This is a genomic window from Ketobacter sp. MCCC 1A13808 (genome assembly GCF_009746715.1).
Lineage (GTDB): Bacteria > Pseudomonadota > Gammaproteobacteria > Pseudomonadales > Ketobacteraceae > Ketobacter.
In genome coordinates, this window is sequence record NZ_VRKW01000001.1 from 116,811 (window position 1) to 136,593 (window position 19,783).

The 19,783-nt window shown below is 48.2% G+C and carries 18 protein-coding genes and 2 tRNA genes; 7 read left to right on the plus strand and 13 right to left on the minus strand.

Annotation, left to right across the window (positions count from 1 at the left end; translation table 11 throughout):
* Positions 1–4 precede the first annotated feature (4 nt).
* A complete protein-coding gene (locus FT643_RS00535) occupies positions 5–412 on the plus strand; it encodes a YbaN family protein (RefSeq protein WP_156868740.1) in 408 nt (135 codons plus the stop codon).
* 12 nt (positions 413–424) lie between these two features.
* Here FT643_RS00535 and FT643_RS00540 read toward each other — a convergent pair whose 3' ends face one another.
* Positions 425–760, minus strand: coding sequence for a BolA family protein (locus FT643_RS00540; RefSeq protein ID WP_156868741.1), 336 nt, complete (start codon positions 758–760; stop codon positions 425–427).
* A gap of 47 nt (positions 761–807) precedes the next feature.
* Positions 808–3,411, minus strand: coding sequence for an EAL domain-containing protein (locus FT643_RS00545; RefSeq protein ID WP_156868742.1), 2,604 nt, complete (start codon positions 3,409–3,411; stop codon positions 808–810).
* Between the two features lie 370 nt (positions 3,412–3,781).
* Between FT643_RS00545 and FT643_RS00550 the strand changes: the two genes are divergently transcribed.
* Together FT643_RS00550 and FT643_RS00555 are read left to right on the plus strand one after the other, a co-directional pair.
* Positions 3,782–4,093, plus strand: a complete 312-nt coding sequence (locus tag FT643_RS00550; RefSeq protein WP_156868743.1) for a hypothetical protein — start codon at positions 3,782–3,784, stop codon at positions 4,091–4,093.
* Positions 4,094–4,251: 158 nt separating this feature from the next.
* Positions 4,252–5,232 carry a malate dehydrogenase gene (locus FT643_RS00555; protein ID WP_156868744.1) on the plus strand — a complete coding sequence of 327 codons (981 nt, stop codon included), beginning with the start codon at positions 4,252–4,254 and terminating at the stop codon, positions 5,230–5,232.
* A gap of 125 nt (positions 5,233–5,357) precedes the next feature.
* On the opposite strand, the gene rraA is transcribed toward FT643_RS00555, so the two are convergent.
* The 9 genes from rraA to gltX form a co-directional block, all read right to left on the minus strand.
* Positions 5,358–5,843: a ribonuclease E activity regulator RraA gene (gene rraA / locus FT643_RS00560; protein ID WP_317621900.1), complete on the minus strand. Its 486-nt coding sequence runs from the start codon at positions 5,841–5,843 to the stop codon at positions 5,358–5,360.
* A gap of 26 nt (positions 5,844–5,869) precedes the next feature.
* Positions 5,870–6,541, minus strand: coding sequence for an NAD-dependent epimerase/dehydratase family protein (locus FT643_RS00565; protein ID WP_156868746.1), 672 nt, complete (start codon positions 6,539–6,541; stop codon positions 5,870–5,872).
* A gap of 13 nt (positions 6,542–6,554) precedes the next feature.
* The gene (locus FT643_RS00570) at positions 6,555–8,792 is read right to left on the minus strand and encodes a response regulator (RefSeq protein ID WP_156868747.1); all 2,238 of its coding nucleotides are present in this window, start codon (positions 8,790–8,792) and stop codon (positions 6,555–6,557) included.
* Positions 8,793–8,961: 169 nt separating this feature from the next.
* Positions 8,962–10,365 carry a hypothetical protein gene (locus FT643_RS00575; RefSeq protein ID WP_156868748.1) on the minus strand — a complete coding sequence of 468 codons (1,404 nt, stop codon included), beginning with the start codon at positions 10,363–10,365 and terminating at the stop codon, positions 8,962–8,964.
* 103 nt (positions 10,366–10,468) lie between these two features.
* Entirely contained in the window at positions 10,469–11,269 is an 801-nt protein-coding gene (locus FT643_RS00580) for an outer membrane lipoprotein-sorting protein (protein WP_156868749.1), read from the minus strand.
* Positions 11,270–11,413: 144 nt separating this feature from the next.
* A complete protein-coding gene (locus FT643_RS00585; RefSeq protein ID WP_156868750.1) occupies positions 11,414–11,611 on the minus strand; it encodes a hypothetical protein in 198 nt (65 codons plus the stop codon).
* A gap of 642 nt (positions 11,612–12,253) precedes the next feature.
* A tRNA-Glu gene (locus FT643_RS00590) sits at positions 12,254–12,329 on the minus strand.
* A gap of 25 nt (positions 12,330–12,354) precedes the next feature.
* Positions 12,355–12,430 (minus strand) — tRNA-Ala (locus FT643_RS00595).
* A 154-nt stretch (positions 12,431–12,584) separates the two neighbouring features.
* Positions 12,585–14,069 carry a glutamate--tRNA ligase gene (gene gltX, locus FT643_RS00600; RefSeq protein WP_156868751.1) on the minus strand — a complete coding sequence of 495 codons (1,485 nt, stop codon included), beginning with the start codon at positions 14,067–14,069 and terminating at the stop codon, positions 12,585–12,587.
* A 634-nt stretch (positions 14,070–14,703) separates the two neighbouring features.
* On the opposite strand from gltX, the gene FT643_RS00605 reads away from it, so the two are divergent.
* The 3 genes from FT643_RS00605 (at position 14,704) to tal (ending at position 17,381) form a co-directional block, all read left to right on the plus strand.
* Positions 14,704–15,048, plus strand: coding sequence for a hypothetical protein (locus FT643_RS00605; protein WP_156868752.1), 345 nt, complete (start codon positions 14,704–14,706; stop codon positions 15,046–15,048).
* A 327-nt stretch (positions 15,049–15,375) separates the two neighbouring features.
* Positions 15,376–16,377 carry a tRNA dihydrouridine(20/20a) synthase DusA gene (dusA, locus tag FT643_RS00610; protein WP_156868753.1) on the plus strand — a complete coding sequence of 334 codons (1,002 nt, stop codon included), beginning with the start codon at positions 15,376–15,378 and terminating at the stop codon, positions 16,375–16,377.
* Between the two features lie 62 nt (positions 16,378–16,439).
* On the plus strand, positions 16,440–17,381 hold the full coding sequence (gene tal / locus FT643_RS00615) for a transaldolase (RefSeq protein ID WP_156868754.1): 942 nt from the start codon (positions 16,440–16,442) through the stop codon (positions 17,379–17,381).
* Here the strand turns inward: tal and FT643_RS00620 are convergent.
* A complete protein-coding gene (locus tag FT643_RS00620; protein WP_232339804.1) occupies positions 17,374–17,934 on the minus strand; it encodes an STAS domain-containing protein in 561 nt (186 codons plus the stop codon). The genes tal and FT643_RS00620 overlap by 8 nt on opposite strands.
* Positions 17,935–17,985: 51 nt before the next feature.
* Positions 17,986–19,191, minus strand: coding sequence for a SpoIIE family protein phosphatase (locus FT643_RS00625; protein WP_156868755.1), 1,206 nt, complete (start codon positions 19,189–19,191; stop codon positions 17,986–17,988).
* 247 nt (positions 19,192–19,438) lie between these two features.
* On the opposite strand from FT643_RS00625, the gene FT643_RS00630 reads away from it, so the two are divergent.
* Entirely contained in the window at positions 19,439–19,744 is a 306-nt protein-coding gene (locus FT643_RS00630; RefSeq protein ID WP_198043225.1) for a PilZ domain-containing protein, read from the plus strand.
* The last annotated feature ends 39 nt before the right edge of the window (positions 19,745–19,783 follow it).

Genomic DNA, 19,783 nt, shown 5'->3' on the forward strand with positions numbered 1-19,783 from the left:
CTCAATGGACCCACAAAATCTTCATAACCCGGTGATTCGATACGTTCTGATTGCCATAGGCTGGCTGGCTGTGGTTTTGGGCGTGATCGGCATCTTCCTGCCTCTGATACCCACCACCCCGTTTCTGTTACTGGCGGCCAGCTGCTTTGCGAAAAGCTCTACCCGCTTTCATGATTGGCTGCTGAATCAACCCCACCTCGGCCCCTATATTCAAATGTATCTCAATGGCAAGGGGATTCCGACGCGAGCGAAGATTAGCATACTGGTAGTAATGTGGTTATCTATGACCGTGTCAGCCCTGCTTTTCGGCAAGTATCTGGCGGTGAGGATAATCATGTTTATCATTGCCTGCGGGGTAACCATTTATATCGTGAGGCTGCCCACTCTCACCCTTGTTGAAAAAACCGACTAGATTCAGCGCATGCTAAAGTCGATCGGCTTTGCTACCGCCCAGACACTGCGGCGATGCAGGTGCACTCGCGTTCGCTTGGTTCCATTCGGCAGGCGTGTACGTATGTAAAGCAAGAGCGTGCACAGGCCCGGCCAAATCATCTGCCAGAATTTTGTATACAATCTGATGACGAGCGACTGAACGCTTCCCTTCAAATGCATCGGTAACCACCACTAATTTAAAGTGGGTTTCCGAATTGGGCGGTACGCTGTGCATATGACTTTCGTTAATCACCTCAAGATGTGAAAGCACAAGCTGGGCATTCATTTTAGTTTCAATCGAAGTCTGAACCGGATGGCTGACGGACATAATTCTTTTCCTGTTCTCTATAACCCATAAATATACCACTATACAGTTTAATGCTGAACCTGCTTCTTATTTCGGTACCGAGGCAAACGAAAATCAGCTGCTTTCACCGGCGCTGCCAGATAATGGCCCTGAGCAAAGCAACAGCCTAACTTCTCAAGTTTGGTGAATGCAGTTTCATCTTCGATCCCATGCACTACCAATTTAATATCCTGTGCCCGACACAAGGTCACTATTTCAGTCAAGGATTCCCGGTCATAGTGGCTATCCAGATTGCCGATCAACCGTTGATCCAGCTTAACCTCGGTAACCGGCAAATTGCTCATATACGAGGGCTTACCGTAGGACACTCCAAACTCATCAATGGTTAGCCCAATACCCGTGGCGCGGATACGGTTTAGCACTTCCCGGGTGATATTGGGATCTTCAATGATAGCCGCTTCCTTGATCTCAAAAGAAAGCACCTGCGCTGGAATGTGATTCTTTTGCAGTAGGAAACCCACCTCTTCAATAAAGCCGGACTCCCGCAAACACTTGGGCGACAAACTAATAGATAATTTAAGCGGGGTTTGGTGGGGATCAACCGCGACCAAATAATGGTGAATGGCTTTATCGATCATTTTCAACGTCAGTTCGGAAACAAAGCCTCCCACCTCTGCCAGATAAAAAATCTCGCTGGGGTTCACACTGTGTTCCAGGGCGCTGTTCCAGCGAACGAGCACCTCTATACCGCACACTTTATTACTGCGCAAATCGTAAATAGCCTGGAAGTACAATGCAAGTTGATCATCCTGAATACTGGCACGCAGTTCGTTGATCAGGCTGATATTACGCGGGTTATATTGATTTACCGTTTCCAGGTGATAACCTTTACTCAGGTTTTTGGTTTTATCGGCAGAAAGTGCCGTCAGGCTTTGCTCCAAAAGGCCGTTAAATTGAGTCACTACTTCGCTTAATTTTGAGACTCCGAACGAAACGCCCGGCTGCAATGCGACACCCTGATAGAAGAATGGTCGCTGCATAGCGGACTCGACCTCCTCTACTGCGATATTAACCGCACAGTCATCCATTGACTGCAATAAAAACGCGTATTCGCCGTTACCCATTACCGCCATAGGGGCATATTGATCCTTAAACTCCGATAGCGGAACGACCCCGGCAATGCTGCGCAAAATAATGCTTAAACGCTTGGTTGCACGAGTAAGCAGTTCATTTTTTGCCGCGTGTCCCAGATGGTTTTCTACCTGGATAAGGTGATGCAGTTCCACTAAAACCAGAGTAACGGACTCTTCGTCCGAGGCCCGTGATGCAATCATTTTCTGAGCCACACCCGCTAATACATCCAGTTCCGGAAAATGGTGCAACGTATCCCGCAATACTTTTTTCTGTAATTGCTCTTCTGCATACTTGAGTTCCAGCATCGTGTCATTTTGCAAACTGACATCCTTCCTTTTCTCAAATCGCTCACGCTGGATCCGGGCAGCTATACCTAAGGACAGGGTGATGCCTAAAAAGCAAAGTGCAACTTCCTTGAATCGAATAGTGAAGCCATTCACTGGAATTATACCGATCTCGCTTAACTGGAAAATAACATAGCCAAGCATGAATACAGACCACCCAGCCAGGAAGTAACGTGTCGCGCGTTGCGACACATTCAGACACGCAACAATGGCCGGCACAAAGAACAACGCGCTACACGCAATAAACAACAATACAAACAAAGGCTGATTCAACACACCGACCGCGACAAAAAGCGCCAATAATAAAGCACCTAATGCTGCACCTAACAGCATTCTATCCATCAAGGGGTAATCAATTTTGGTACCGAGATAACTGCGCGTAAACGCTACCGCACAAACCAGGGCCAGACACTGAATATAAGCGCTGAAATTGAAGGTCTGCATAAACGCAAATTCAAAACTATAGCGACTGAAAAAGCCTTCACCGGAAGCGGCCACCAATGTGCTGCTAACTAAAAATGCCGCCAAATAAAAATAAGTACCTTCAGATAGGGAAACACTAAGGAACAGGTTATAGAGTATGAGCGCAAGTAAACCGCCAAAAAACAACCCCCAGGCGGGCAGCGTTTTACGCTTATATAACTGGTAGGCTTCAGCATTCCACAAGGTCACCGGCAGGTTGAATGCGCCAATCACCTTTGTTTTAAAATACACTTCAGTGGCTTTGTCAGGATCGATGGGGACCGAGTATTCCAAATGGCGCCCGTCGCCGGCGATGATGCGTTGAAAACCCGACTCATCCTTAAAATACAGCTCCGACCCCCTCAGTTCGGTCGATTCAACCACCAACTTCCATTTTTGGGCAAGGAGCGCAACTGCGGCACTTTCGCGTAACCTGACTCGCATCCAGAAAGTATGCTCTCCTAGCGGGAGGAGGTGCCTGTACTCATCCGCCGGACGAAAGGAATCATCAGCCTGTGTGGTTATTTCCTCAAGAGTAAGAGCATCACTCTCGTCCAGAAACAGCTCGATATGGCTGGAAAGATCCAATTTAACTAAATTCACATTATTGATCAGAATAGACAGCTGGGCGTCGGATGCGAAAGCACTGACATTCAACATTAAGCCAAGGCAAAGCACCACTCGGAACCGAAGTGGCTGCATATTGTGCAGTAAAAAAAAGAAGCGCTTCATAAACCGGGCGGCTTAATCGGGCGTTCGGGACAATATTGAAGTGGCTATCCAGAAATTCGGACGGTCGAAAGGGGCTTTCAACTTGTTGTTCATTGCGAACCTCAGTAAATCTGGCCGCCCGCTCCCTGGGTTATGATTGGTTTCTGGTGAACCTAACTAAGTCCTTGTTAAAACTGAAAATAGACCCGACACAGCGATTTGTCTAACAATTTCCTGCATTTAATTCAACAACTTAGCAAAATTGATTGATTACTGATCAGGCCGGAGTGATCTTGAGCGCATTAACGTTTCCCTAAAGCACTCCCCAAATTGGCCGATATTATAAATATAAGGTAATTTACTGAGTATAAACGTCAAAAAAGAGTCAGCCATGTTGTTAATGCCGATGATACATAACCGTCAAATTGAGCGATTAAAATCAAATCGCTCGATTCGGGTGTATTCCTCTGAAGCGACCAAACAGTCCGACCCCCAACAGCTCCCTAAATTTTCTGAACGCCGCGCCCGCAGTAAGGACCGGCGAAAAAATTCTGTTCCGGTGAGCCTGGACCGACGGCGGGGAGATCGGCGCAACGCCCATCAAGCACTGCGCCCTGAATTGAAGACGCTACTTCAAAACGCCGGTAGCAATAATCCGGCAACGGTACGCCGAGAAGGGGTCTATATTAACGAAGACGTTTAGCCTTCTCTGGCTAACTTCCACTCTCCCGCCCCCAATCAGTCCCAAAATGGTTCGGAAATGAACCAGATTGTCTGCCGCCCTCAAATAAATTGGTATTTAGTTCTTCAGATGAATAGAATTGTGCCGTCTTAAAACAGGATGACAGGAGATCAAAACCAATGAAACAACCTGTACGCGTAGTCGTTACCGGTGCCGCCGGTCAAATCAGCTATTCATTATTGTTCCGTATTGCAGCAGGCGAAATGTTAGGCCCGGATCAACCGGTCATTTTGCAGATGCTGGAAATCACCCCTGCCTTGGGCGCCCTGCAAGGGGTAGCGATGGAGTTGGACGATTGTGCTTTTCCGCTTCTGCACAGCATGGTGATCACCGACGATCCTAACGTTGCTTACAAAGATGCTGATTATGCTCTTCTGGTTGGTGCCCGCCCCCGCGGACCCGGCATGGAGCGCAAGGATCTTCTGGAAGCCAACGCCGCCATCTTTTCCGTTCAGGGCAAAGCGATCAACGATCATGCCAGCCGCGATATCAAAGTATTGGTAGTTGGGAACCCTGCAAATACCAATGCGCTGATTGCTCAACGCAACGCTCCGGATATTAACCCCCGTCAGTTCACCGCTATGACCCGCCTGGACCACAATCGCGCCCTCACGCAACTGGCTCAGAAAACCGGTAGCTCGATCAACGACATCACCAAGATGACCATCTGGGGCAACCACTCTTCTACTCAGTATCCTGATATTTCGAAAGCTTTGATCTCTGGCGAAGCGGCCGAACCCAAAATTGAGCAAGACTGGTACCGCAACGAGTTTATCCCTGTCGTGCAACAACGTGGCGCAGCCATCATTAAAGCTCGTGGCGCATCCAGTGCCGCTTCCGCTGCCAACGCGGCTATCTTCCATGTACGAGACTGGGCACTCGGCACTGCCGAAGGTGACTGGGCCAGCATGGGCGTTTATAGCGACGGTAGCTACGGCATAGCGGAAGGATTGATTTACTCTTTCCCTTGCGTGTGCAAAAACGGTGACTGGGAAATTGTTCAAGGCCTGGACATCAGTGACTTCAGCCGTGAAAAAATGCAAGCTACAGAAACCGAACTAGCAGAAGAACGTGATGCGGTCTCACACTTGCTGCCATAACATCGGCACACCAGCGTCAGTATTTTGGTAAAAACAGGCAGTAGCTAAAAATTATTGTTCTGAAAAAGCCCGCGGTGCTTCCTGAGCATCGCGGGCTTTTTAATGATCGGGAAAATTAATAAATGTCAGGGCATCTCGAGCGCTTTCTGGGACACAATCACACCATTATTATCGGCATAGACAAACTCACCGGGTAAGAAAGTTACACCGCCGAAGCTCACTGGGATATCAAGATCCCCTCTTCCCTGCCGGTTGCTTTTTATAGGAATAGTGCGCAACGCCTGAACCCCCAGGTCGGTTTTTCCAATCTCGTCCACGTCACGAATACATCCGTAAATAATCAAACCTGCCCAGCCGTTTACCGCTGCTTTTTCTGCCAGCATATCGCCGAGCAGCGCACACCGCAATGAGCCTCCGCCATCCACTACCAATACCCTGCCGTTGCCGGATGTACCCACCTGCTCTTTCACAACCGAATTATCTTCATGGCATTTGATCGTCACGATAGGGCCGCCAAATGCGACTTTACCACCATAATTGGTAAATATGGGCTCCACAATACGAACACTTTCGGGATGGGCGTCACACAAATCAGGGGTAAGAATCTGCACAGTAGTTACCTCGTAAATGTTGAGAATCAGACGTCTGCCAGTTTAACAATCTGTTGATGGGTGTACAGGTTTACCTTGGCCATTTTCGGACTAGGATCCAACTGCACACATTCATTAACCATCGCACGGGCGACGGTGTCCGCCGATATAGACCGATACCGGGTCATAGAGCCGACCATCAAAGGATTCAGGAGCGACATCACCTTCGCACCCAGCTCTTCCCCTAGTCGATTTTGTTGACGGTCGCCCAATAGTAACGAAGGCCGGTAAATTGACAACACCGGATACTCTAACGCACGCAGGTAGGTTTCCAGCTTCCCTTTCACGCGAGAATAAAACACCATGGATTGAGCAGATGCACCCACCGCAGAAACCAGCAGGAATGCCTTCGCACAACGAGCCCGCCCAAGTTCAGCAGCTTCTATGCAATATTCGTAATCCACCTTCTTAAACTGGGCACGACTACCTGCTTGTTTAATAGTGGTCCCCAGGCAACATAAAATAACATCCGCATCGAACAATTCCGGATATTCATCCAAACGCTCAAAATCCACCAACACATTGTAAAGCTTGCGATCCCTTACTGGCAGTGAACGGCGTGTCGGGGCAATCACCTCATTTACAACGGAGGAACTCAGCAAATGAGTAAGACAAGACTGGCCCACTAAGCCGGTCGCCCCCAACAGCAGCACTTTCATTCTGATTCCTTTTTTATGCGGTTTTTCTATCGGATTCGGTCGGACTCGAGACGTCGTCTTTTGCACCCAGCCATTGCCGGATTTTAGCACTGAGCTCCTCGACATTAACAGGCTTGGAAAGATAATCATCCATACCGCAGGACAGGCAACGCTGCTGCTCACCCTCTACCACGCTGGCGGTCATTGCAATAATCGGCACCCGATTGCCCGATGCCACTTCCGTTTCACGCCAGGCCTGTGTTGTTTCATAACCATCCAGCACCGGCATAACGCAATCCATTAGAATGAGATCGAACACTTTTTCTTCCAGTATACCGAGCGCTTCCTTGCCGTTCACTACCGAAGTCACGGCGTAACCCAGCTTATTTAGCATGCCCTTGGCGACCAACTGACTAACGGCATTATCTTCCACCAGCAATATACGACGTCCATCTACTTCGGTTTCACCTGGTTCGTTACGTTCACTTGTTTCCGGCAGCGGCTGATCCAGTCCGAAACTTTCGATTAAAGCCCTGCAAAGCTTTTCCTGCGTTACCGGCTTGCTTAACCAATGCAGATGATGGCTATGCTCAATATCAATTCTGAGCGCATCCGCCCGTTGCGCCAATGACGACAGCACCACTAGATGTACGCTGTCTAATTCCGGTTCATGGCGTATTTGTTCAACAAGCTGCAAATCAATAGCCTGAGTCACAGGAAGGTCTATTAAAACCAGATGGTAACCCCTATCGGCCTGTTGATCAGCTTTCAACAATTTGACTACGGAATCTCGGTCGATAACGGATTCCACAACCATTTCCCAATCTACCAACTGAGAAACCAACGAATCCAACACGCCCTCGCCGGCGCCTACAATCAACACCCGCTTACCTACCAGCTCTCTGACCGCGGCGGGTTTTTGGGCTTGCTGAGTGGAGAGTTGTAAATGGGCAGTAAACCAGAACTCCGAGCCGGTCTCCGGCTTCGATTCAAATCCGATCTGGCCATGCATGCATTCTGCCAACCCTTTACTGATCGCCAAACCCAGGCCAGTTCCACCCTGAGCATAATTTACCTTTTTCGAAAATGCATCAAATAGGCGATCCTGCAGCTCTGCATCAATGCCCTTGCCGTTATCTTTTACCAGCACTTTGAGCTCGGCTTCTGCTTCAGACAACTTTGTAAGGTCAACATGTAATGTAATCTCGGTGCCGGCACTGTATTTAATCGCGTTGGATACCAGATTATTTACCAGTTGCATCAAACGATTCTGGTCGCCCTTAACACGCACCGGAATATCCGCTTGATAGGCACAACTAATCTCCATTCCTTGCTCGTGTGCTCTTGGTCCCAGCAGCTCCAATGTATGATCTATACAGCGTTTAACATTGAACACGTCCTCATTTAACTGAATCTGGCCTGAACTAATACGGGAAAAATCCACAATATCATCGATCAAGCTTAATAATGCTTCACCGGAATGTACGGCCACCTTTTGCAGCTCTCGCTGCTGCTGACTCAGCTCCGTATCATCCAGAAGCGCCAGCATTCCCAATACATTATTCATGGGCGTACGGATCTCATGAGTAATATTGGAAAGAAATTCAGTCTTGAACTGGCTCGCATCGTTTGCCTCGTGGACCGCATGAGACAAATCTCGAGCCTTGGTATGCAATTCATGATGCACTCTGACATTATCCCAATGGCGAATTGTCATCAGGCGCGACTGTCTTACCAGCATGGTTAATACCACCAATAACCCTACCGCAATGGAGAGCCCGTTAATATTGGCAATGGCAAAGTAGGCCACTATCGTTGGCAAAAACAACGCCAGTAGGCGAATCACGTTAAATTTATGGTAAGGCGACCACTCCACATTGTTGGTTGCTGAGTAACCAACAATATAAAGCGTGATGAGAAAGGAATTGACGCTGATCTGATCAAGCAAAATCAATGAGGCACAAAAGGTACCCAGGTAAACGGACGTGGCAATCATCAGCCCGATATAGACCTGACGCCAGCGCGCTGGTCCAGCTCCGTAGGTGCTTTCGAAACGCAGCCCCAAATACATGGTGCCCATGCTGAGCAGCAACAGGGCTAAAGCTGCCAACACGGTAGTCCTGGCGTGAACAACGTAGTATCCACCTACCGTCGCTATAAACACGAACACCAAAATGTTGGCTGCCACAAGATAACGGCTGTGGCTGGCAAGATTCGAGTCGATCTTGCGCAAAATCTTTCTATCCTTCTGGAGCTTTTCTTCCCTTACCATAACCTGAGCTGCACTCTGAACCACATTCAGTCAGTATAGACCTTAATAGCCGTAATTCGTTGATTCCGTGACAACAGATTCTGTAAGGGGGGCGTTGCAGAGATGGAATGTAGAACACCTAACACAGGCAATCCATAGCCTGAATCAAGTACAAAGGGAGCCAATAATCTCAATAATAATAGGTCAGCCTGAATTGGATATAATCATCGCTTTCGATGATACTCAGCTTTCTACCGGTATCAGAAAGACGCTGAAACTCCTGAATGACGTCCAACCCAAAGGCAGGATCAAAAATAAAATCATAGCCATTTTCGTCAACCAGATCCGACAGGAAATCGACAATTTCCCGGTAATCAAAATCATCCGGGTTTATAACCGTTGAGTTGATGAGAGAGCTAATAGCCTGAGCAGTCGTCTGATTCCTCGGAACACGTTGCGCGCGCTCCAATACGGTGACAGCCTGAATTTCGAGCAGCACATCGCTAAAGATACGTCGCTCATACTCAAATGAAATCACTTTTTCTTCGCTGTCCGGATCCCACAAGATACCACCGAGCATCGCCGTACCAAATTCATCGTTAAAGTTGAATCTTCCACCAATACCCACATCATGCTCCAGGAAACCCGGCGTCGCATCATCACGTGAATCATACATATATTCAGTGATCAGGGTCATATCAATATTGCTGCCGAACAGACCGTAAAATCCGTATTCCACACCTGCGACCATTGCGTGATAATTTTCCCGCGAGCTGCGCACACCAATACCTTCGAACTTAACAGCCCACCCCTCGTAAATGTATTCCAGCTCCAAGCCAAACTGGTCTTTGTGCTGGTAATTCGGCACCAACATGGGATTATTTAAATTGAAGTTCCAGGAATACCAGGGCTCCCGGTCAACACCGGAAAAAACCGAGAACGCCGCCTCCACGTAATCGTTAAGGGGCCGCTGCCAACGAAAAGCGAAATCCACGTCTTGTGGGCTGGTATCCGCGGAATACCTGGCGTTATCCGTATCAACCGGTATAGGGGTTCTCAAGCGCCCGTCCAAACCAGGGTAGGTTCGTTCCCGAAACCCCAACAACAGATAGAAATCAAAAATGCCCCAGTCATCGACGACGGACAAATTAATCATTGGCTGACCCAGTTTCTCATCATCGCCATCCACCAAATCCAACTGGTTAATGGAATCCACCAGATGGTTAAACTCTGTTCTTCCCCAGAAAACCCGGGTAATCCCTGAACGCAGCTCCCAATCATCGGCAACGTGAACCCAAAGTAATTCACGGATATCCGCATGGGTCCGTTCCTCATCCTGGCCATCCAGAATCAGATAAGGGGTGAAGGTCAACAAATCCTGATCGTCGTTCCATGACGTGTAATATTCAGCAGAGAGCCGTAATGCAATGGCATTCTGCCCTTGACCAGAATCCCCTGGGTCTTTGAAATATCGGTACTCGGCTCCGGTCTGAGCGCTCCACTCCCCATTTTCAAATAGCGGTTCGAACACCGCCATTGCAGAATTGCAGAACAGAAAAACCAGCGCCGATGCTATTAACTGTGTTAACCGCATAACAGCTCTTATTATTGTACTACCTTTTGCCTGGCCAGCTTGCAGCCAAACGCCCTCTGTTTAAAAGCCGTACCCGATTAAACTGATACGGCTTCTACATGACTTATCTGGCTCGTTTTAAACTGTTTTTATTAAAATCCGAATCGGACAAGCCGGTATCGAACTTGGTGTTTTTCTGCTGCAACACAGTGCTTCTGCCGGTCTGGTGATTCACCATCAAAAGCTCGTCAGGACGCCAGAATTTATCCAGATACAGTTTGAATCCCGATGAGGTCATGGTTTTCAAATGACTGTTCTTGCGGTCATAAAATTCTGCTTTCAAGGTTCGATAATGCTCTTTATCCACCCAGGTTACGACGCGAGTGTACCCTGAGTTTTTGTCTTTCGGATAACTCTCAACGACAAAGCAATCCTGACCGTCATACTTTTCGTCTTTTAAATATTTATAGGTGTAATCTTCCAGAGATTGCCCGCCAATATCCTCGAAAGAGAACTCACTACCCATAAACGGCCCGGACTTTTTACTGGAGGCGATTTTTTTGACCCGCTTCAACGCGGGAAGGTAGAGCCATTGGTCGTCATCCCGCCCGTCGTGTTGATGAGTCAACAGCGCCGTCCCTTTTTGGTCCCGGGGAGTTAAAAACACCATCAACGTTTTATCACCTTCATCGCCGCTGCCTTCCATGCCTTTTACCGACATTTCACGCTCACTGGTCGCTTCCTGCTTGTTCTTCAGAATCATTACCATGTCGGACTGGCTATCGACATAGCCATCGCCACGCACCTCCGCTTCGTTAAAAATCGCGTAGCCTTTCTCTTCCGGAGTCTCTGCCTGAACGGAACCGGCAATCAGGATCATTGCCGCCATGGACATAGGAAATAATGTTTTTATTTTCAGATTCATACCGCCGATTTCCCTCTTTATTGTTTGGTCAAGCAGAATAGTAACACAGGGCTACACAAGTACATCAGCCTTAAGGACTAAACTGAGGGGTCATCGAGCCAAGAGCAACGTTAAACATCAATCTAGGCTACTGTATAACCTGATTTACAGGGTTTCATCAGCGATTTCGTCTCTTTCTGCAGCCCCGATGGGCCCTTCATCGACAATCAGCTCTATGGTGGTATAGCGTCGCTGTGTTACCTGGTCCTTTCTGTACCGCACACAGACTAATTTATCCCCATAACGTTTGGTCAGTTTTTTAGTGCCACTATCCCCGGGGCGAAGAGTCTTGATTACATCCATATAACCACTCCATTTGACGACTTTTATATCTATAAAGACAGACCACACGCAAGTTAAACAGGAATTTAGAAGAATTATGGAAACATCTGAATTTAAAGGAAAAACAAAACAAATTAGGTGTAGAGAAGAAGCCTCAGCTTCCGGCAGAAATTGCTTACACGGCAGTATAAAGCGCCCCATTGATCCGTTGATCCTTGTCGTGTATGTGCTTTGCAGACGTTTTCTCTACTGACTAATAACTTCCGACAGTGCCCGAATTGCAAAACGTCTGAATACACCAATCCTTATCTTCAATAGCCTAAAACTCAACAAGCCCAGCTCCTAAAAAAGTTGGATCTGCTCGCAAAGTTTCCCCCCCAAGGCGGCCTGCGACAATGATTCCTATCGTAGTGTAATTAATATAGACACTACAGGGTAAAAGAAACAATCGTCTTTATTAGGGCAGTGACAAGTTTTAACATGCTGCGGCACAAAGCAAAACGGAGAAAGAGAAGACATTGAGTGGAGTGGGATGTAGACGGATTCGAATACCGGAAGGTTTATATGGCCGAACTGCGGGAACAGATACAATCTCCATATAAACCGCAAAATTCACATTCTGATTATATATTACTGTTAAATCAGACGCTTATAACAAGAAAATGGCGTCCCCTAGGGGGTTCGAACCCCTGTTACCGCCGTGAAAGGGCGGTGTCCTAGGCCACTAGACGAAGGGGACGCAACACGAGAGCTGCGTCAAAATTTGGTGGAGCTAGGCGGGATCGAACCGCCGACCTCTACAATGCCATTGTAGCGCTCTCCCAGCTGAGCTATAGCCCCAATTTTTCCGCCTCTACCAAATCAAAAAACTTGCTAAGCCGTTGTTTTTGCGCATTTAAATACGAAAAAAGGGCCCTTAACGATCTGGAGAGGCTGCGAATTCTAGGGAGAATTCCGTTGGGTGTCAACCACTTTTGTGCTCTCGGGGATCGGTCTAAAATTCAATGACCCGATACTGTTTATCCCAGGCTTTGGTTTCTTTTTTGCTTGCACCACCAAGCAGCTCGAGCGCGAAACGTAAGCGTGCGCGCGTCATATCCGAGCCCAATATTGCCATAGCATCCATGATCGACGGCGCCGTGGTGCGCCCGGAAACAGCCACGAACAACGGCATCATAAAGTCTTTTAGTTTCAACCCCATCGCCACTGATAACACTGTCAGCGAGTGGTGGATCACCTCTTTATCCCAATCCGGCTGAGTTTCAAAGCGCCAAACACAGAATTGCAGCACCTTTCTCACCTGCTCGGGCTCGAGTTTGGTAAATTCGAATTGCTCCGGCTGCACTGGCAATAATCCCGCAACGAAAAAATCCGCCAATTTAGCCACGTCGGAGAGCACTTCCAGGCGAGAATGAATCTGCGGCAGAATTTGCATCAAATAGTCTTCGTTAAATGCCCACTCGCGGAATTTCGTAGCCAACTGTTGAACCGTCAGAGACTCCCTTATCCACAACCCGTTTAGCCAACTCAGTTTCACTGTGTCGAAAACTGGACCACCCAAAGACACTCGCTGAATATCAAATTGCTCGGTCATTTCCTGCAGGGTAAATTTCTCCTGTTCAGCGGGCATGGACCACCCCATGCGCCCAAGATAATTCACCACGGCTTCCGGTAAAAACCCCATGCGTTTGTAGTAATTTATACTGGTGGGGTTCTTGCGTTTACTGAGCTTACTTTTGTCGGGGTTACGCAATAAAGGCATATGACACAACACCGGCATTTCCCACCCAAAAAACTGGTATAACAATTTGTGTTTCGGCGCCGAGTTAATCCATTCCTCGCCTCTAATCACATGCGTAATCTGCATCAGATGATCGTCTACCACATTTGCCAGGTGATAGGTTGGCATACCATCGCTTTTCATTAGTATCTGCGCATCCACCTGCCCCCAATCAAGCTCAATGGTCCCTCGCAGCAAATCCTCCACTTCGCAACGACCCTCTTCCGGTACCTCCATGCGAATGACATAAGGAGCATTAGCGGCTTTGCGGCGCTCGATTTCATCGGCTTCCAGCTTTAGGTCAGAGGGTTTTAAAGCGGAGTGTTTGCCTGCAGCTTTACGGGCGTTTCTCAACTCATCCAGCTCTTCAGGGGTTCGATAGCAGTGAAAAGCATGGCCGCTTGCCACCAGTCGCTCTGCATGCTCTTTATAAAGATGGCTACGCTCACTTTGGCGATAGGGACCGAAATCACCACCAATATCCGGGCCCTCATCCCACTCCAACCCCAGCCAGCGAAGTGAATCCAGAATCATGGCTTCCGACTGAGCAGTGCTGCGCACCTGATCCGTATCTTCAATCCGCAGAATAAACTGACCACCGTGCTGGCTTGCAAAAACCCGGTTGAATAAAGCGATATACGCGGTTCCCACATGGGGATCACCGGTGGGTGACGGGGCAACACGGGTTCTGACAGTCATAACAAAGTTTCCTGTGATTGAGGTGAGGGGGCGCAATTATATCCAGTAGTGTGCAGAGTAAAAAGGACTTACCCGAATGGGTGTTAGAAATGCCGGGTTATCGAACAGAACCCGCTCACATTAAAAAGGCCGACAAATCCTAAAGCTGAACATTGATAAGCACAATATCTGATTGATTAATAATACTTTATTGACCCAATTGAGCAGGCCTAAAAAACGATTACTGACAAAGTTATCGTGCGTGTTTGGCCATAGCCAGATTGCGTGAGTCCGTGTGAAGATCACTGAACCCAAGCCCCCTAAACTTGGAAATAACTTGAAATTTGATAGAGACCACGCTAGAAAAATCTGATTTAATAAAACTGGGGCAACAACAAGTCGCAACAAAACACCGTGCTATTTGGTTTATGTAATACAGCCCTGAACGAACGCCGCCTGAATTGCTGAGAGCGACCGGCGTGTAGGCAGACGTTTTGTTACCACACGACCTAACAGGCGTGAGCACAATTAATACAGTACCTTTAAAAGCCAATTGAACCGACTAATTTGAACTGCAGTAAATCGACGACCGGTAGCGAGTATTGCGGCGTCATCATTTTAATTTATTCAAAGAAAACAAATTTAGGGCATGGCAATGAACGGACTCCAGAGCGCGATAAAAAACCCGATAACTCGTAAAAAAGCACCTTTAAGCCCGATTAACGATCTGGCAACTCGTATGCATACAACAATACAACGGCATGGGGATTATTATGTTGTAAAGGCACCGGATGGGCGCTTTGTTGATACATTAGGTGAGGACGTCCTTTACGACGCCAACCTGTGTAGACTGACCAGCAAATCCGACGCAGAACGCCTTAGAAATATGTACATTAACGGCGAATTAGTGGCTAAACCGGATCGTGATAACTGGGTCTGCTTCATAACGTATTTGCTAATCGGTATCCTGCTTGCCATGGCTGTAGGGATTCTGAGCTAAGAGCTACAGCCGTGAAGCACTGCGCATCAAAGCAATAAACCGGTAATACGAGACATCACCCGATCCTAGGCGGATCGCTCACGACCTGAGCCAATACCCGCTTTACTGGGGGGGCAAGATACGTCTTTATATGGGCATGGAGTTTCCTGCTTACTGTCAAATTTCTGCATTTCCGTGTATCTTCCCTCCCCTTAGCTGAACCGCTTCCGCATTACGTCGCACATACCCGCCGGCCTTTGTGCGAAGTCTCAGTTAACATTAATTTCGCGAGTTTGTAGCACACCACCCGTTGCCAGATTGCTACAAAGCAGTAGCAGCCAGAGCCCTATGCAAAACATTGAATTAGAACGTAAATCACTGAACAGAGCGTTTTCGGTCGCGCCCATGCTGGATTGGACAGACTCGATTTGTCGCGGCTTTCACCGCATTCTCACTAAGCAGTCATTGCTTTATACGGAGATGGTAACCACCGGCGCCTTAGTACATGGCGATCAGGAACGGCATCTGGCGTTTAGACCCTGCGAGCATCCAATTGCCTTGCAGTTGGGTGGCAGCGATCCTGAACAGCTGGCCTTTTGTGCACGACTGGCCCAGGATTACGGCTACGATGAGGTGAACCTGAACATTGGCTGCCCTAGTGACCGGGTTCAATCCGGCCGGTTCGGCGCTTGCCTGATGGCCGATCCCGAATTGGTAGCTCAATGCACCGCGACCATGATCAGCGCCGTATCCATTCCGGTAACCGTTAAGTGCCGGATCGGGATTGATGAGCAAGACGATTATGAAGACCTGCAGCGTTTTGTTTCATTAGTCGCAGAATCCGGAGTGCGCACCTTTATCGTTCACGCTCGTAAAGCCTGGCTGAAAGGTCTAAGCCCAAAACAAAACCGCGACGTTCCGCCTCTGAATTACGATCGGGTTTATCTGTTGAAAGCCGAGTTTCCCCATTTAGAAATCATCATCAACGGGGGCATCGAGAACCTGCAGCAAAGTCGCCTGCATTTGCAACGGATTGACGGAGTGATGATGGGGCGCGCTGCGTATCAAAGCCCGATGCAACTACGTACGGTGGATCAGGAAATATTCGGCCGCAACACCCCGACTTTAAATGAAAATGAAATTATTGCTCAGCTTTGCGATTATACCGAAACCCTGATGCAGCAAGGGGTACATCTGAAGTATATTAGTCGTCATATTGTCGGCTTGTTTCAAAACCGCCCGGGCGCAAGACAATGGCGGCGCTACCTGAGTGAAAACGCGCATAAGCCCGGGGCCGACGTTGAAGTGATCCGCAGGGCTGCGGCGTTTCTTCCTGAACTGGACGGCTGAGCACGGCAACTACCGATTATTCCAGGCAGTGATGCCCAGTCCAAAAGCTACAAGGCTGTAAAATGACTAACAAACTAAAGCAATTGAGATCAATGACCACCGTGGTAGCAGACACCGGTGATGTAGACGCTATACGTCGTTACACGCCCATCGATGCCACCACCAACCCATCCTTGCTTTTAAAGGCAGCGGAACTCGAAGAATACCAGCCATTGATTGATCGCAGTATTCGTCAAAGCTCAACCGGGGAAGTAGATGAAATCTGCGAACGCCTCGCAGTTAACATCGGCAATGAGATCCTGAACGTCGTTCCGGGCAGGATTTCCACCGAGGTCGATGCCAGGCTGTCTTTCGATACTGCAGCCACCATTAACAAAGCGCGACGCATTGTCTCGCTGTATCGCGACCTGGGCATAGAAAAAGACCGGATACTAATAAAAATCGCGTCAACCTGGGAAGGCATTAAGGCCGCTGAGCAGCTCGAACAGGAAGGCATAAACTGCAACCTCACCTTACTGTTCAGTTTCTGCCAAGCTGTAGCCTGTGCGGAAGCCGGCATTACCCTGATCTCCCCTTTTGTCGGCCGTATTCTGGATTGGTATAAATCCAGTACCGGCACGACTGAGTACGCGCCCTTCGACGATCCTGGCGTACAATCCGTTACCCGCATCTACCGGTATTACAAGCAATACGGCTACGCCACCATCGTGATGGGGGCGAGCTTCCGTAACACCGGAGAAATTGAAGCGCTGGCAGGATGTGATCGCCTGACTATCAGCCCTCAACTCATGGGTGAGCTGGAACAGGATTCGGCAATTCTGACACGAAGCCTGAGCCCCGACATGACCTCTTCGGACCCGCGACACAAACGCCTGGATGAACAAAGCTTCCGATGGCAGTTGAATGAGGATGCTATGGCTACCGAAAAGCTGGCGGAAGGGATCCGTAACTTCGCCAAGGATCAGGCTAAGCTGGAAACATTACTAAAACAGAGAATTAATTGATCCGGTGTAATTTGGTGGTGGAATCTTGATGTCTTGAGGCTTCGGATGTGACCGGTTCCGCTGCCCTGCTTTCCAGTGCGGCAACCACATCCTTAAAGGTTTCCCGGTTGTTGTCGTTCATGTCCATTAACACCCGGTGCGCTTCCAAAACCTTATCGAATGCGCTGTTTTCGTCGCACGGCACTTTGGGTATTTCTGTTAATTCCGGGCTGCGCACCGGCCTTTCGTACACAATATTAAAAACCTTCTCAAACCCCATTGTATCCAGGATCCGCGTAACATCATCTTGGGTACTGATAATAAGCGGTTTTTGCTGGAATTGCTTACGGGTCCGGACAGCAATCTTAGCCAATAAGCCCAGCGCTGTGCTATCAATCACCGATGTTTCACTAAGATCGATCAACACCGATGACAGGCGTCGATCGGTAAACATTCGCTCAATGAACGCGTCCAATGTAGAGCAGATTGGCACACGTATTTCGCCTATGAGTTTCACCACATAAGTGCCCTGATGGACCGCGTACATTGCTTTTCCGAAATTGGATTCAGCCATAGAATTACTACTACCTGCCCCTATTACTGATTCTTGACACGGGCCATGAACTCAAGCGGATTCCGCTCCGGAACAAGATACCGTCATCAACGCTATGTCATCCGGTACCACCTCTTTGGTGTGTAGCCCGAGATGATCTGCAAGCTCACCTACATTATGGATGCCCTTGCTTATGATTTCCATAAGGTACTGTTCTTTTTCAGCGACCGAGTTCTGCGGCATAACCTCCAGAATACCATCAGAAAGAATCACCAAGTGAAACTCCTTTCCGATATTAACCTGTTGATTTTCATAATTAACCTCATCAAAAATGCCGACTGGCAAACCCTTCCCGTGCAAAGCAATTGATTTACCTTCTGTTACCAAAATTGGGGGAGGAAAATGTGCAGCGCAACTATAAATAAGTTTACCCGAGTTGCAATCGATATAACCACAAAATACAGCGAGATGCTTACCTAAACCTAAAGGTAATAAGTCCTGATTGGCCTTTTTAAGAATCTGGGCTGGTAACAGACCGTCGCGCTCAGAATTACGGTGCTGTTGCTTGACCCGGTTCGCCATGGTTTTCAGCAATATCGTGACAAAAGCAGAAGAAGCGCCATGACCCGAAACATCCGCCAGATAAAAGCCGATGCGACCGGGCCCCAGGCTAAAATAATCGATGAAGTCGCCGCTTAGATACAGTGACGGTATAATCTCATACTCAATTTGAATGTTGCCGTATTTCTTGCTGGTCGGGGGCAACATCTTAAGCTGCACCGCTCGAGCAGCCTCTTGATCTTCCTTAAGCAAACGTAAACTGTTTTTCAGCTCTCGATTGGTTTCTTCCAACTGTTCCCGGTAACGTTTATTCTGCAAAATCAACTCATATTCTTCGAGCGCGCGTTTGACTGCGTGAAGCAAAACTTCGGGATCGGAAACAGGATCAACCAGAAAGTCGGTAGCACCCAATCGCAATGCTTTTACCACTTCCTCCATTCCGCCTGCACCGGAAATCATAATCACCTGAGTATCAGTATCCCCGGCTTTGATATCCCGCAGTAATTCCAGCCCATCTACATCCGGCGCTGATGCACCACAGATGACCACTTCAGGCTGCTTTTGTTGCCAGTACGACCGCCCTTCTTCTACGTCTCCGGTAACATGAACGTCATAGCCATGATCACGTAAGCACCCTGCCACATGAGACTGTAGCACTTCGCACTGATCAATAAGCAAAATGGAATGATCGGATTTGTCGGTGTCCGTGGACTTCATATAGGAAATAATCAACCCTGATAAAACCCTGCCCAAACAAAGTGGCAAGATTAAAAATTACTCTCAATGAGTGGGTTTTGCAACCGACTCCAGGCACTAATACCTTTTTACCACAGCTAAATCATTTTGCAGCCTAAAACCATAGCGATATTCAATTGCTCTGATATACTGATTTTGACTTGCGCGATCTTAGTGCCATCGAACTTCAGAATAATAAATCCGAATTAGCGAGAGAGGACACATGGCTTTGTCAGAAAGATCCTACGAAGAAAAACGCGGTTTTATCCGTATGAAGGTAGACACGATGGTCACCTTCACAAAGCTAAATGGCAAAGAGCGATACGAAGGTCGCTGCAGAAATCTGAGTGGTGCCGGCATGCTACTTGAGACTGAGAAAAAGCTGATGATGGGCGACAGGCTTAAGGTAACCATTCCTTCGGAAGGTCCCGATTTCACGCCACTGGATGCCGTGGTTGAAGTTGTACGCGTGACACCGTTACCGAATTTGCATTTCTTCCGGTTGGGCGTCGTCATCAAGCAGATTTGCGATTAACCCGTTTGAAAAGAGCGAAGCATGCTGAATGCTTCGCTC